This window comes from Nannocystis punicea (assembly GCF_026965555.1).
Classification (GTDB): Bacteria; Myxococcota_A; Polyangia; order Nannocystales; family Nannocystaceae; genus Nannocystis; species Nannocystis punicea.
The window spans coordinates 5,719,423-5,733,807 of the sequence record NZ_CP114040.1 but is presented as its reverse complement, the minus strand read 5'-3'; the positions used below and the strand labels follow the sequence as shown (position 1 = coordinate 5,733,807).

Below are 14,385 nucleotides of genomic sequence, written 5' to 3'. Positions count from 1 at the left end.
GTTGCGACGATCGAGCCGGGCGCGGCTCACGGCCAGCACAGACCAGAGCAGAGCGAGAGGAGCGAGGCATGACCGAGAACAAGAAGCCACCACCCACGAAGTCAGGGAGCGAGCGAGCGCAGGAGCTGCCGGCGGACGCATACCCTGTCGGGCTGTTGCCGGGTTCGTTCCCGCCGGACTACGTCCGCGGCGCCGCGGCGCCGTTCCTGCTCAGCAGCAGCTTCTTCGCCGAGCGGCCCACCTTGCCCATGATCGATCTGCTGCTCAGCAAGGAGAAGGCGATCCCTGTCAACCTGTGGGGCTTGCTGTACGACGGCTGGCAGCCGAACCCGGACGAGGAGGGCCTCAGCGTCTTCTTTCAGGGCTTCGAGCGCCGCGGGCCCGACAACGAGCGCAAGAAGATCTATGTCTCGGCGAATACGCCGGATCTGGTGGAGACCAAGTACCGTGGCAAGATCACGGGCTTCTTCGACAAGCTCCTCAGCCACGCCGGCGCCGGCGAGCCGATGATGGGCCGATATTTCGAATACTACGACGATCTCTACTGGGACCTCCATGTCGGCGCCACGGGCGACGAGATCCCGGCGGCGGTCCGACAATTCAGCGCCGGCTTCAATACCGTGCTCGGCTACTGGTTCCCGACGCTGGAGATCGTCCGCGACGCCTACATGAGCGCGCGTGCCTCGCGTCAGGCGCTCAAGGATTGGCTCGACGATCGCGTGCAGCGGATCATCGACGGCACGCAGCCCGACGCCGACCGGACCTTCGTCTATTACTGGCTCAAGAACGGCGAATTGGGCGAGAACTTCCGCCGGATCGACATCGTGTTCGAATGTTTCCACAACTTCCTGGCGCTCAGCCAGTGGGGCAACATGATCTACAATGTCGCCGCCAAGCTGGAGCCGAAGTACGGCGATCCGAAAGTGCGGGCCTGGTTCGAGAAGACGATGAAGGCCGGGCCGGACAAGCCCGACGGCGGCGCGTTCCCGCCGCTCGAACGATTCGTGATGGAGCTGTTCCGGACGATCTCACCGAACGACGGGAGCCTGTCCTCGCTGCATCGACACCGCCAGCTGCTCGGCGCCGAGTTCAGCACCATCACCACGCCCCACCGCCAGACCAGCATGGATCCCCGGCACTGGATCCACCCGGAGGAATTCGACCCGGATCGCTACAAGACTGCGCCGACGAGCGTCGACAACGATGAGGCGCGGGCCAAGAAGATCGGCCTGGCGCGCTGCCCCTTCGCCAAGGCCTCCTTCGACCTCAAGGACGGCCGTACGGGCGAGATGACCAACAGCGCCTTCGGTGCGGTGTACGGGGTCGTCGACGGCGAGCCGCATCCGGTGTGCGACACGGCCGGCTACGCGCCCTTCGGATTCGGCTATCGCCGCTGCGCCGGGGAGTACATCACGGTGGAGTTCATCAAGGAGTTCCTTCGCAAGATCTGGAAGGACAAGATCTCGTTCGTCAAACTCGAGCTCGAGCAGCCGGCGGAAATTCCCGTCAACCCGGGGACCGTGCTCCACGACAACCTCACGTTCAAGCGGTCCAAGTAATCTTCCTGCGAGGAGGGTGCTCGGACAGAGCGTTCGCGCAGGTCCTCAGAGCGGCTCGCGGACGCATTGGGCGCCTGCCAGCCGCTCTCGGAGGTGTTCGCGGCCGTGCCTATGCACCTCCACGAGACTCATCGGCGCGGTGTCCCGGGTGCGCCCGGGGCGCTGCGAGGGCGTCGACGTCGAGCGGGGGTGCTGGCATCGACGTGGGTGACGGCAGAACGACTGAGCACCACGTCCACGGCATCGAGCTCGCGCGGATCCTCGATCCCGCCGCCGAGCTCGTCCCTCCGCCGGCGCAGGCGACCGAGCGCGGAAGTCCAGAGCGACTTCGGACAGCAGCGCCGGCGAGACCGGACTCGGGAGTCTGCAGGAGAGACCTGTGGGCAAGATGGGGGCAGGGATGCGCCTGTCGTCGCGACGCGCGTGATGTCCGTGGGTTCGGCGCGTCGCTCGGCCCGATCCTCCTGGGGCACCGCCGTCGGCGCCGGTAAGGCGCAGTTCGGTCGGCGGCACAGTCGCGCTCGAGCTCATCGGCAGACCGCGACCGCCCTCGTATCGCAGAGGATCATCGTTCATGCACATGCGGAACACGAAGACTCGTCTCTCACTCATCCTCGCGGCCGCAGCCGTGGGACTCGCGCCGTCGTCGGCCGCGGCCGACGACTTCGCCGCCGGCTCGCTCATCGTGCCGATGGACACCACGTACCAGGACCTCGGCATGTTCGAGGCCTACGGCCTCGTGTACGAGCTCCTCCGGCAGGGCGTGCCGGTCCGCTGGGTGATCAAGGTCGGCAAGGGGTATAGCGAGATCGACTTCACGGCGACGAGCGCCGACGTCCGTACGGGCACGGCGATCCCGGCGCACGGCTACCGCGGCGGCCCGTGGGTGATCGACGCCGCCGACGCTGCGGCGGCGATGCCGATCGTCGAGGCATGGCAGGCGAAGAACGTCAACACGACGGTACACGAGGCGACCGCGGCCTTCAGCGGCGACGTGGCGCGTCTCCTCGTCGTCGCGCCGACGATCGCAATGATGGCCGACGGCAACCAGAAGATCGCGCGCAAGTACATGATGGCGGCGAAGATCCCGGACTCGGCCGGAAACCCGCTGTGGCCCGACACCAGCCCCGACATGCTCGATCCGCTCGAGCTGGCGGGCCCGACGATCGACGACCACAGCGACGGCGACCTGTTCGACGAAGACGGTGATCCTGTCTACTGCCAGTTCATGTCGATGCACTGGGGCGTCAACGATGCGCAGGCCAACCCCGAGGTCGTCGCCGAGATGCGCGAGTTCCTGCAGCACCCGACGCACCTGTTCGCCGAGTGCCAGGCGGTCAACGCGTTCGAGAACCTCGCGCCGCACGGATTCTTCCTCACCCCCAAGGGCTTCTTGATCGGGGCTCAGCCGAACACGTACGACTACTACCAGGGCGATACTCCGTTCGCGCAGATCGACGGTCCGTTCCAGTCGGTCGGCGGCAGCGAGCCGGCGTACACCCTGCCGCCCGGTGACAGCTACAAGGGCGGCGACATCGTGTACATCACCGCGAAGGGGACGCCGATCGGCGTCAACGACGTGTGGATGACCGGCTTCATCGACGGCATTTGCCCGCAGATCAAGGACAGCCCCTCGATCTCCGCCGCGTGCCTGACCGCGGGCAAGGTCAGCTACCTGGGCGGTCACGAGTACGACGTGAAGGTCCCGATCTCGGCCAACGCCAAGAGCCAGGGGGCGCGGCTGTTCCTCAATTCGCTGTTCGAGGCCCCGTGCGCGACCGCCGAGGGCCTGCCGGCGATCGACCTCAACAAGCTCGCGCCGCCGACGGTCGACACGCCGATGGTCACGTTCGACATCGAGTACGCCAACATGGGGGCGATGACGGCGCTGGACGCGACGCTGACCGACACGCTGCCGCCCGGCGTCACCTTCGTCTCGGCGACCGACAACGGCATGTACGCCAACGGCGTCGTCACCTGGGACCTCGGCAACCTCGGCCAGGACGAAGGCGGCACGGTCAGCGTCACCGTGGAGCTGGCGGATTTCGGCGCCTACGTCAACACCGTCACGCTCGGCTACCGCGCCGGCGTCAACCTGCTGAGCGTCGAGGCGGCGGCGATGACCGAGTACGGCCTGGGAGGAGACACCGACACCACCGGCGGCATGACCACGACCGGCGGCGGGAGTGCGTCCGACGGCACGACCGGCGGCGGAACCACCAGCGACTCGAGCGCCACCGACGCGAGCAGCGGCGGCAGCACCGGGACCAGCGGCTCCGACAGCAGCGCGAGCGGCCCGACCACGAGCGGAGGCTCCGGCAACTCCGGCGGCGGAACCGGAGCGACCGAGGGCCCACCCACCACGGGCGGCGGCTCCGGCGAGACCGCGGGCACCGGAGAAACCTCCGCGAGCACGTCCGACAGCGCGTCTGGCACCGCGGGCACGAGCGACACCGGCGGATGCGGCTGTCGCAGCGACGACACCGGTGCGTGGGGCATGCTCGCCGGTCTCGGTGCGCTCAGCCTCCGCCGGCGGAGGCGGACGTAGCGACGCCCTCGCGGGGGTAGTGGACGAACCCGTGGGACGGCGAGCTGTACGGACGGATCAGCACCACGCACGCATCGACGCATCGGCGGTGAATCAGTCCCACGCGTGAAGGCTGGCGGCCGCCTCGGCTGCGGCCGCGGCCAGCTCGGCGGCCCGGCGCCAAGGCTGCCCCACGGCGCGCCATCTCCCCAGGCTGGAGCCCAACAGAGCCTGGTGCAGCGCGCCCGGGTGCATCGCCAGCCGCACCCGTGCTCGTTTCGAGCGCTGGGGGCGGCCCCCCCGGTCGCGCTGGGAGCGGTCGAGCGTCGCGGGCGAGGGCGCGGCCGCGGCCGTCGTGTCCCGCTCGACTCGTGTACCGTATGGACATGCAGCGCGCGCACGCGGTCCCGGTCCTCGCGCTCGCACTCACCGCCGCGTGCCTCTCCAGCTACTATCAGCCGCCTGCCGAGGGCACCACGGCCGACGACGTGGTCACGACGACGAGCACGAGCGGCACGAGCACCGGCAGCCCCGAAGTTGCGACGGGGCCGAAGTTCGACATCCCGTACCCCGATCTCCCCGATCCCGCGTGCGAGCAGCAGCCGCTCGCCGCCGATTGCGAGCACTCGTGCGCCTCCAGCTGGCCCGCCGCCGCCGAGGTGTGCGACGTCGACCCGTTCACCGCGCCGGCGCCGTTCTACCCGCTGCTGGTCGATTGCTCGTGCAGTGACAGCGTCGACGTCGTCCTCGTCGACCTGGATCACGACGGCTTCGACGACATCGTCAGCGCCTGCGCCTACGAGTCGCGCGCGGTGGTCCACTACGGCGGCAGCACGCGGCCGCTCGCGTGTCCTGTCGAGCACGCGGTCCTCTCGTCCCCCTGGTCGGTCGCCGTCGCCGACTTCGACATGGACGGGCATCTCGACATCCTCGCGGGGAACGACGGCTTCAGTCTGCTTCGCGGCCGCGGCGGACGAAGCTTCGGCCCGCAGGAAGTCGTGCTCGTACCGGATCTTTCCGCGACCTCTCGCCTCACTGCCGCCGACCTCGACGCCGACGGCGACCCCGACCTGATCGCGCACGACCATGGTCTCGCGCAGGTGCTCCTGGGAGACGGGCTCGGCGGCTTCGTGCCCGGCCAGACGATCACCCTGCCGCCGACTTGCAGCATCGACCAGGTGGACGACCTCGACGGTGACGCCTTCGTCGACCTGGTCCGGGCCTGCTCCGAGGATGGCGGCGTCCAGTATCACCGCGGCGACGGCCACGGCGGCTTTGCCGAAGCGGCGCCGCTCGTCGCCAGCGACCAGCGGCTCGAGGCGCTCACCATCGCCGACCTCGACGGCGACCTGAACCGCGACCTCGTCCTGCTCCGCGAGGCCGACATCGCCGTCGCCATCGCCGTCGTCCCTGGCGAATACGGACCGCTCGAGCCGATCGGCCCCGCGTTCGTCGGTCAGGCGATCGCCGCCGTCGACCTCGACGGCGAGGACGGCCTGCTCGAGATCCTCGTCCACGGCACCGACTACAACAACCCCGAGCATCAGACCGCCCGCACGCGCCTGCTCACCGGCGACCACCAGCAAGGCTTCACTCTGGCCGCCACGCTCGTCCACGCCCAGCAGGTGCTGCAGCCCCACTTCGGCGACTTCAACGGCGACGGCCGCCTCGACCTCGTGTTCGGCCACTACCTCTCGGCGTACAACGACGGCGGCATCTACTACCTGGAGAGCGCGCCATGAAGCGCCGCAGCGTCCTCGCCCTCGCGCTCGTCGCCTGCACGCCCGCGCCGCTCGCGGGCGACTCCGACGGCTCCACGTCGACCACCCTCGGGCCGGTCGCTCCGAGCACGAGCAGCACCACCGGCACGACGACCGACGCTCTCGACGACGCGCCCGCCGAGATCGATCTCGACGTCGTCGCCGACGGCTTCACGTTGCTCGACCTCGACGAGGACGGGCACATCGACCTCGTCACCAGCGCCTACACGGCCGCGGTCCAGCTGCTGCGCGGCCGTGGCGACGGCAGCTTCGACGCGCCGATCGGCCTCGGTGACGGCTTCAACTCGTATGCGAGCGCGATCGTCGGCGGGGACTTCGACGGCGACGGCGCGCGCGACCTCGCGGCCCTCTGGAGCGGACACGTCGTCCTGCTCCGCGACCCGCTGCACGGGCCGCACGAGGCGCTCGACACCCCCGCCGCCGGCGTCGCCCTCGCGGTCGCCGACGCCGACGCCGACGGCCTCGACGACCTGTTCTTGCCCGGCGCGAACGTTCTGCTCCGCCTCCACGGACACGCCAGCGGGTCCTTCGATCTGCGGCCGCCGCTGGGCCTGGGGGGCGAGCCGGTCGACATCGTCGCCGCCGACCTCGACGCCGACGGCGCCCTCGACCTCGTCACCGCCAACGTCGGCACCGACGACCTCAGCCTGCTCCGCGGCGACGGTCTCGGCGGCTTTCTCTCGCAGACGCTGCTCCCCGTCGGTGACCAGCCGTTCGCCCTCGCCGTCGCCGACCTCGACGTCGATGGCACCCTCGACCTCGTGGTCTTGCACGTCGGCGGGCTCGTCACTCTGCGCGGCCTCGGCGGCGGAGCCTTCGCTGCGCCTCAGGGCATCGCTCTCCCCGAGCACTACGGCCCGCACGGCTCGAGCTTTGCCGTGTGCGAGCTCGACGGCGACGAGCGCCCCGAGATCGTCGTGACGCGCGACCTCAGCTCGTACGGCTGGCTCACCCGCTTCGAGGTCGCCGCCGACGCCCGGGTCCGCGAGCCGAAGGTCCTCCGGAGCGGCCGAGGGGTGGGGCGGATCGTCTGCGCCGACGTCGACGGCGACGATCGCGACGACCTCGTCTTCTCTGCCTTCCGCCCCGGCGGCTCCCCCACGCTTCGCCTCCTGCGCTCGTCGCCATGAGCGCACGCGCGATCATCGATTCGATCCTGGACATGACGGCGCGCCGCAGCCGGAGGCAGTTGCGAACGGCAGGGGAGGGCGCGCCTGCGGCTGGCGGCGTGTCTCCCGGCGTGATACAGGTTGGCCCGATGCAGCCCTCGCACGCCGCGACGTCAGTGCTTTACGAGCCCGCCGGCGACACCCTGCGCGTCCGCACGGTCGAGGTGCGCTCGCCGGCGCCGGCGATGCGCGACGTGTGCCTCGCGCTCGACGCCGCCGGCCATTTGGTCGCGGTCCGCTTCGAGGACGGGCCGGCGCGACCGCTCATCGCCGTGGGCCCGCCGTCGGCGGTGGTGTCGTGGGTCGGGGCGCGCGTGCTGGCGATGGAGAGCGGGGAGCTCCTGATCACGATGGCCGCGAAGCGGGTCCGCGGCCACGAGCGCAACCCCTATGTGCCGTGGGGTGTGTATCCCGGCCCGCCCACCTAGGAGCCTGTGCATGAGCGGGCCGCCGACGATGATCGCGTCGGCAATGAGGCCCAAGACTTCGATGGCGTGAGGGGTCGGTCGGCGGACGCGCGCTGCGGCGGCGGGCCGGGATGGCCTCGGGGACAGGTCGTGCGGACGCCGACGCGGCCACGCTACTCGGTGCCGACGCGGGCCAGCTCGCGCAGCCGAAAGCTGTCCCACGGCAGCGCGTGCTTGCGGAAGATCTCGCCGTGATTGACGAAGCCGGGGTGCTCGTCGACGAGGTCGGCGGCGATCCGCAGCGCCTTGCGGTGCAGCGGCGAGAGCTCCTGGTCGGCACCCGCGGGGAACAGGGTGGCGAACAGGATGTCGAGGTCGGTGGCCTGATCGAGGGAGCCGCGCGCCGGCAGGCGATCGAGCATGGCGTCGATGTGCTCGAGTCGCACTTCGGGAGGGATCGCGCGCATCAGCATCGACGGGATGTCGTCGCCGAGGAAGCCGATCACCGGGCGCCACGCGGCGAACAGCCGGTCCTGCTCCGCGGGGTGCAGGATGTAATGGACGAGCAGGGCGTCGATGGCGGGGTCGCGGGGGGCGTCCTCGCTGCCGGTCAGGCGGACGAGCAGGCCGAGGACGACCTGGATGCCGGGGTCCGGTTCGCCGTCGAAGGCGCGGCGCAGGTGCTGGACCGTCTCGGCCCGCTGCTCCTCGGTCAGGCCGCGGCACGCACCGAGAGCGCACGCCGCGAAGGCGCGGGTCTCGACCGAGGCGCCGGCGTCGTCGAGGCGGGCGCGCAGGGCCTCGGGCTCGCCGAGCCGCGCCAGCAGATGCATCACCGCGCGACCGTCGGCGTCGTCCGCGGTCCGCACGAAGGCGGCGAGCTCGGGCAACACCGCCCGCGCGGCCGCCACGACGTCGGCGAAGCGCTGCTCGTCCTCGTGCGCCAGGGCCGGCAAGCAGACGATGTCGGCGAGGTTCTTGAGCACACGACGGCGCGGCGCTTCTTCGGTCACGACGGGCAGGAGTCGCGCCAGGGTCTCGGCGACGGCGTAGGTGGCCGCAAACACGCAGTCCTGCTGCTCGATCGCGGCCCACAGGAGCTCGTGCGCCCGCCGGGCAGCAGCGGCGTCGTCGCCCAGCAAGGTGACGAGCAACCTGTCGATGGCAGGGCCATCGCCCGCAGCACGGGTGGTGGCCCAGTCGACGCGCCCGAGGGTGGGGGCGAACGCGTCGGGGATGGGCTGCGCCGCCAGGAACTCGGCGAAGCGGCGCTCGTCGAGAGCGCCGAGGAACCGCTCGGTCACCACCTGCCAGTCGCGCTTGGTTCGGTCGGCCTCGTAGTGGGCGAAGCCGGGCAGTAATCGGCTCCAATTGCCGTACTCGTTGCGGTCGGCCTCGTCGTCGATCGGCAAGACCTGGGGCGCGCCGCCGAGGTGGAGGCGCAGCTCGCCCTTGCCGTCGCCGAGCGACCGGTAGTCCACCAGGAGCGCGCCGCCTTCGTCGTAGTACTCGACCTTCTGCGGCGGCACCGCGGGCGCGCCGCGGTCCCAGATCGCCTCGAACACGAGCCGGCCGTCGTCGTAGCGGCGCACGTGGCCCGGGGCCACTTCCTCCATCCGCACCGAGAAGCGGCGGACGCCGTCCTTGTCGTAGAGCGTCTCCTCGCGGTCCCGGTCGCCGTCGCGGTAGATCGTGCTGGAGCGCAGGACCGGCTCGCCGCCGTCGCGCTGGCGGAAGAAGCTCTGCACCCGCTCGGCGCCGCGCTGCTCGACGAGGCTCCACAGCGCGCCGTTCCTGTACTGCTCGCGGCGCAGCGGCTTCTCGGCGCCGGCGTCGTCGAACTGCTGCCGCTCCTGCAGGACGCCGTTGCGATCCCAGACGGCGTAAGCGCCGCGGCGGCGGGCGTTGTCGAGCGAGCGCGACTGCGACACCCACACGCGATCGCCGTTGGCGACGAAGGCGTTGTCGGGCAAGCCCGCGGGGATCGGCGGAAAGGGGGCGCCGCCCTGGGTGATGCGGGCGCCGGCAGCGTCGAACAGCCGCTCGTCGACGACCCAGCCGTCGGCGTCGAGCGTCATCTCGTAGGCGCGGGCGCCCGGGGTGCCGCGGACGGGCCAGTAGCGGTCCTCCGGGCTCTCGCCGTCGAGCCGGGTCCAGCGCGGGCGGCCGACCCAGAGGTCGCGCACCAGATCTTTCGCGCTGCTCTGCGCGACGCTCCCGTCGGGGTGGAAGCGCCGGTAGGACATATACGTGCGACCGTCGCCCCACGCCTCCTCGCACTCCTTGCTGCCGTCCGGACGCCAGTAGGTCCACGCTCCGATCTTCCGGTTCTCGGCGTCGCGCTCGCCCACTTCCCAGAGCTGGTCGCTGACGTCGAAGGTTGCGGTTTCCGGGACGGAGGCGGGGCGGGGGGGCGACATGGCGACGGTTCTAAACCGGCAGCCGGCGCCGCGACAAGCGCCGCGATCGCTACACGCGCGACCGCGGTCCCGCGCGCCGCTTCCCCGGTCCGTATTCCTGCGCTCGCCACGAACGAACCCCCGGACGAACAGGAGGATCCACCCGACCATGACCTCATAGACATGTCCTCATGAGCATTATCTTCAGGAAATGTCCATGAAGTCATGTCGTGAAGGACATGTCGTGAAGACATTGTCGGCATCAGCGCGGGGGCGGGGCCCGGCGCGACCCGCTCGGGACCGTGCGAAGTGAGGTGCAGGTCGCCGAGCCCTGCGGCGTGCGCGTCGACGACGGCCCCGCGAAGTGCTCGTCGCGCTCAAGCGGCCAGCGTCGCCTCCGCATGGAGATCCGTGGTGCCGCAGCCTCTCCGGGGCGCACGACCTGCGTCGCCCCGCGGGCGGCTCGGCGACCGCGCTGACAGGTCGTCCGCCCGCCGCGAGCGCGATCGCACGCTGCTCTCTCCGAGTTCAGACCGCGCCATCAATCTTGGCGTGGGCTGGCCACTACAGGAAATGATGCTGACGTGGCACCGAATTTTACGGGATCTCATGGTTGTCTCGATGGCCGGCTGTCCGCCGCCCGGCGGGACGACAGACGGCGGGTCCGACGGATCCGGCGGACCCGCGACGACCGACTCGACCGGCGGTGAAGAGAGCGGCGAAGTCTCGCTGCACGGCGTGGTGCAGAAGGGACCGTTCATCCTCGGGACGTCGGTGTCCATCTCGCCGCTGACGGCCCAGGGCGAGCCGACGGGCCAGCAATTCGAGGTGCCGACCGACAACGACGTCGGCGAGTTCAGCGTCAACGCGATCCCGGCGGGGCCGGTCGCGCTGCTGGCGACCGGCTATCACTTCGACGAGATTCGCGGCGGGCTGTCGACCGCGCCGCTGAGCCTGCGCGCGCTGCATCGCGCGGGGATGGACGCGAGCACCATCAACCTGCACGTGCTCGGTCACCTGGTCGAGCCGCGGGCGCGCGCGCTGGTCGTCGGCGGGGCGAGCGTCGAGGGCGCGCTGGCGCAGGCGGAAGCGGAGGCGGTCGCGGCCCTCGGGGTCGGCAAGGATGGGTTCACGCTCGCGGGTCCAGCGGCCCAGGCGAGCGTCGTCGGGACGGACACCGACGACAACGCGTACATCTTTGCGCTCAGCGCCGTGGTCGCGCAGGCGGCCCACCTCGCCGATCCCGACGCGCCCGACGCGGCGTTGCAGGCGCTACTCAACGCGATCTCGCTCGACCTCGCGGACGACGGGGCGATCGACGCGGCGCTGAAGATGCAGCTCGCGGCGGCCGAGACGGCGCTGAACGCCGAGGAGGTCCGGACGTCGCTCGCGACGTATCTGGCGGGTCTCGGTCTGCCCCAGCAGCCGCCCGAGCTCGCGCGGATCCTCGATCAGGACCACGACGGGCTCGCCAACGCCGACGACAACTGCGACTTCACGGTCAACGCGGAACAGGAAGACCAGGACGGCGACGGCAAGGGCGACGCGTGCGACGACTGCCCGCAGAGCGGGGTCGACACGGACGGCGACGGCTACGACGACGGGTGCGACAATTGCCCGGCCGTGGCCAACGCCGAGCCGCCGCAAGCGGCGATGCCGCAGTTCGGCAAGCTCAGCGACACCGATCAGGACGGGCTCGGCGACGCGTGCGACTTCTGCCCGCGCTCGCCCGGCACGGGCGCGGTCGAGGGCGAGAGCTGCTGCGACCCGCGAGCGGGCGGGTGCGTCAAGGACCCGGGCTCGACGCTGTTCTGGGCGTGTCAGTCGACCGGCGACGAGCTGCGGTTCGAGTGCGTCAACGTCTTCAACAGCTGCCCGGACTACGATTCGTGCCTCGGCTGCGACTCGTCGACGTGTGTGGCGCCCGGCGGGGTCGCCAACGGCTGCAAGGACGAGGGCGGCTCGTGCGACTGCAGCGCGTGGAGTTGCTCGGCCGCGTGGTGCACGGTCGGCGAGGCCTGCCAGTTCGGCAACACGTGCATCCCGTGGTTCAAGCCCGGCGAGGCGCCGGCGGGGCTCGAGGCGCTCGGGATCTGCGTGCTCGCGGACTCGGGGCCGTGCGCGGGCAAGGTCGGGCGTGAGTGCGCCGGGTGAACGGGACCTCCAAGTCGCGAGCCGAGCGCCCAGCAAAAGACCGGTCGAGCTTGATGCCGAGCGCCTGCAGGGCGGGACGCCGCTTGAATCACGGCGTAGAACCCGACGAGGGCGAAGTCGATCCAGGACGCGGCAAGAGCAGGCACCACGTTGCTCCGGCAGGGTCCGAACCGAGCACGCCGCATCGTCCGGACGACGCTCTCGACGCCGAGGCTCGTGTATGCTCGCGTGGTGTCGCTTTCAGGCGTGGGGAAAGAAACGGTCGCCATCGTCGACCGCGGAGATTACGTCGTCGGTGGGCAGGTCGTGACGATCGCCGACGCGGTGCGCGAGGCCGTCGCGGGAACGGTGCTGTACCGGCCGGAGGACTTCGCGGCGGTGCCGCGGCCGGAGGCGGCCGGGAGTGGGATGACGCTCGAGGTGTGGGCCGACACGACCGGCGGGGCGGCGCGGAGGCTGGTCGAGGAGGGCGCGAGCGGAGTGGCGGCGCTCAACTTCGCGTCGGCGAAGAACCCCGGCGGCGGGTTTCTCGGCGGCGCGAAGGCGCAGGAGGAGGACCTGGCGCGCTGCTCGGCGCTGTACCATTGCTTGCGTAGCGCGCCGGGCTACTACACCGCCAACCGGGCCGAGCCTTCGATGTTGTACACCGACCACGTGATCTGGTCGCCCGGCGTGCCGTTCTTCCGCGACGAGCAGCTCCATCTGCTCGCGCGTCCGTTCCGCGTCGGCCTCGTGACCGCGCCGGCTCCCAACGCCGGCGAGCACCTGCATCGCAAGGCCGGCGGTCGCCCGGCGATCCGCGCGGCGCTGGAACGGCGGGCCGAGCGAGTCCTCCGCGTACTCGCGCACCAGCACCAGCAGGTGCTCGTGCTCGGCGCGTGGGGCTGCGGCGTGTTCCGCAACGACCCCGCGGAGGTCGCCGAGGTGTTCGTGCGCCTGTTGACGGCGCCGCCGTACGCGGGGGCGTTCACGCGGGTGGTGTTCGCCATCTACGACCGCAGCAAGGACAGGTCGACGCTGCGCGCGTTCGAGCGGGCGCTGACCGGCGCATGACGCCGATGCTGACAGGCCCGCGACGGCCGCTGCTGGCGGTGGCGACGATCGGCCATCATCGCCACGGCAAGACGACGCTGACCGCGGCGATCACTCGCGCTCTGGCGCGGCGCGGCGAGCCAGGCGTGGTCGCGTTCGACCCAGGCGAGCTCGATCGCCGCAGCGGCTGCACGGCGTACATGCTCGGCGCCTTCCCGCTGCGGCCGATCGTCACCGTCCGGGGCACCTCGGTCGCCTACGCCAACGATCGGCGGATGTTCGTCCACGTCGATTGCCCGGGGCGGCGGCCGTGGCTGCGCGATGCGGCGCGCTGCATCGGCCTCGTCGACGCGGTCATCCTGGTCGTGTCGGCGCGCGAGTCGGTGCAGGCGCAGACGCGCGAGCACCTGCTGGTGGCGCGCGCGCTGGGGGTCGAGCAAGTGGTGGGGTTCATCGGCCAGTGCGACGCGGTGCGTGACCCGGGCCGGCTCGACGCGGTCGAGCGGGACACCCGCGAGCTGCTCGACGCGTGCGGGTTCGACGGCGACGCGACGGCGCTGATCCGCGGCTCGGCCGAGGGCGCGCTGGTCGGCGCGCCGGAGTGGCAGGCGGGGATCGTCGAGCTGATCGAGGCGCTGACCCGCGAGGTCGCCCTGCCGGTGCGCGACAGCGACGGCCCGGCGCTGTTGTACGTGCACTGGCGGCGGCTGTCGCGGGTGCGCTGCCGGGTCACGCGCGGCTCGGTGCGCGTGGGTCAACCATTGACGTATGTCGGGCTCGAGACGAGCGACGCGATCGCGGTGGACTCCATCACGGTCTATCGTCAATCGGTGGAGACGGTCTCGGCCGGGCAGTTCGCCGAGTTCTGGCTCGAGAGTCGGACCACGCAGTCCCGCTACCGGTGGCCGCGCACCGGCGACGCGCTGGTCGATGGGGAGGCCCTGCCGACGCGCACGATCGAGGCGCAGCTCGAGCTGCTGAGGCCGGAGCTCGGCGGCCGCACCACTGCGATCGGCGACGGTCACACCGCGCACCTGCTGTTCGGCGCGGTCGCGGTCGGCGGGACGCTGCACTTCGTCGGGGCGGCGCGGCTCGAGCCCGGCGAGGTCGCGAACGTGGTGATCGAGCTGATGCGCCCGGTCTACCTCGAAGCGGACGCGCGCTTCGTGGTGAGCGACGGCTCGCAGGGCGCGGGCTGGCGGCCGGGGAGCCCCGCGACGTGGGGCGGCACCGTCGGCTCGGGCCGCGTGACGCGCGTGCGCCCGGGTTGAAGAGGCTGCAGCGCCGCTGCCTCGTCGCGCTCGATGCGTTCACACGCACTCGCAGCCTCGGCCGTGGTCCAGCAGTGCGCGGCTCA

9 protein-coding genes are annotated in these 14,385 nt (G+C 71.1%); 8 read left to right on the top strand and 1 reads right to left on the bottom strand.

Features of this window, described 5'->3' with window-relative positions; all coding sequences use genetic code 11:
* Nucleotides 1–68 precede the first annotated feature (68 nt).
* The 5 genes from O0S08_RS22085 to O0S08_RS22065 all read left to right on the top strand — a co-directional run bounded on the left by O0S08_RS22085 (nucleotide 69) and on the right by O0S08_RS22065 (nucleotide 7,464).
* A complete protein-coding gene (locus tag O0S08_RS22085; protein WP_269041186.1) occupies nucleotides 69–1,559 on the top strand; it encodes a cytochrome P450 family protein in 1,491 nt (496 codons plus the stop codon).
* A 580-nt stretch (nucleotides 1,560–2,139) separates the two neighbouring features.
* Entirely contained in the window at nucleotides 2,140–4,107 is a 1,968-nt protein-coding gene (locus O0S08_RS22080; protein ID WP_269041185.1) for an MYXO-CTERM sorting domain-containing protein, read from the top strand.
* Between the two features lie 365 nt (nucleotides 4,108–4,472).
* The gene (locus O0S08_RS22075) at nucleotides 4,473–5,828 is read left to right on the top strand and encodes an FG-GAP repeat domain-containing protein (protein ID WP_269041184.1); all 1,356 of its coding nucleotides are present in this window, start codon (nucleotides 4,473–4,475) and stop codon (nucleotides 5,826–5,828) included.
* On the top strand, nucleotides 5,825–6,997 hold the full coding sequence (locus tag O0S08_RS22070; RefSeq protein ID WP_269041183.1) for an FG-GAP repeat domain-containing protein: 1,173 nt from the start codon (nucleotides 5,825–5,827) through the stop codon (nucleotides 6,995–6,997). Before O0S08_RS22075 ends, O0S08_RS22070 begins: the two co-directional genes overlap by 4 nt.
* 128 nt (nucleotides 6,998–7,125) lie before the next feature.
* Nucleotides 7,126–7,464 carry a hypothetical protein gene (locus O0S08_RS22065; protein ID WP_269041182.1) on the top strand — a complete coding sequence of 113 codons (339 nt, stop codon included), beginning with the start codon at nucleotides 7,126–7,128 and terminating at the stop codon, nucleotides 7,462–7,464.
* Between the two features lie 152 nt (nucleotides 7,465–7,616).
* On the opposite strand, the gene O0S08_RS22060 is transcribed toward O0S08_RS22065, so the two are convergent.
* Entirely contained in the window at nucleotides 7,617–9,863 is a 2,247-nt protein-coding gene (locus tag O0S08_RS22060) for a hypothetical protein (RefSeq protein WP_269041181.1), read from the bottom strand.
* 588 nt (nucleotides 9,864–10,451) lie between these two features.
* On the opposite strand from O0S08_RS22060, the gene O0S08_RS22055 reads away from it, so the two are divergent.
* From O0S08_RS22055 to O0S08_RS22045, 3 genes are all read left to right on the top strand, one after another.
* A complete protein-coding gene (locus O0S08_RS22055) occupies nucleotides 10,452–11,996 on the top strand; it encodes a thrombospondin type 3 repeat-containing protein (RefSeq protein ID WP_269041180.1) in 1,545 nt (514 codons plus the stop codon).
* Nucleotides 11,997–12,227: 231 nt separating this feature from the next.
* Entirely contained in the window at nucleotides 12,228–13,049 is an 822-nt protein-coding gene (locus tag O0S08_RS22050) for a TIGR02452 family protein (protein WP_269041179.1), read from the top strand.
* Nucleotides 13,046–14,299 (top strand): GTP-binding protein, encoded by a 1,254-nt coding sequence (locus tag O0S08_RS22045; RefSeq protein WP_269041178.1) that lies wholly within the window; start codon nucleotides 13,046–13,048, stop codon nucleotides 14,297–14,299. The genes O0S08_RS22050 and O0S08_RS22045 overlap by 4 nt, the downstream gene beginning before the upstream one ends.
* The last annotated feature ends 86 nt before the right edge of the window (nucleotides 14,300–14,385 follow it).

What these genes read in the sequence shown, in the direction of transcription:
- O0S08_RS22065 (WP_269041182.1), top strand. Translation starts at nt 7,126, where the DNA reads ATGCAGCCCTCGCACGCCGCGACGTCAGTGCTTTACGAGCCCGCCGGC.
- O0S08_RS22085 (WP_269041186.1), top strand. Translation starts at nt 69, where the DNA reads ATGACCGAGAACAAGAAGCCACCACCCACGAAGTCAGGGAGCGAGCGA.
- O0S08_RS22070 (WP_269041183.1), top strand. Translation starts at nt 5,825, where the DNA reads ATGAAGCGCCGCAGCGTCCTCGCCCTCGCGCTCGTCGCCTGCACGCCC.
- O0S08_RS22060 (WP_269041181.1), bottom strand. Translation starts at nt 9,863, where the DNA reads ATGTCGCCCCCCCGCCCCGCCTCCGTCCCGGAAACCGCAACCTTCGAC.
- O0S08_RS22045 (WP_269041178.1), top strand. Translation starts at nt 13,046, where the DNA reads ATGACGCCGATGCTGACAGGCCCGCGACGGCCGCTGCTGGCGGTGGCG.
- O0S08_RS22080 (WP_269041185.1), top strand. Translation starts at nt 2,140, where the DNA reads ATGCGGAACACGAAGACTCGTCTCTCACTCATCCTCGCGGCCGCAGCC.
- O0S08_RS22075 (WP_269041184.1), top strand. Translation starts at nt 4,473, where the DNA reads ATGCAGCGCGCGCACGCGGTCCCGGTCCTCGCGCTCGCACTCACCGCC.
- O0S08_RS22055 (WP_269041180.1), top strand. Translation starts at nt 10,452, where the DNA reads ATGGTTGTCTCGATGGCCGGCTGTCCGCCGCCCGGCGGGACGACAGAC.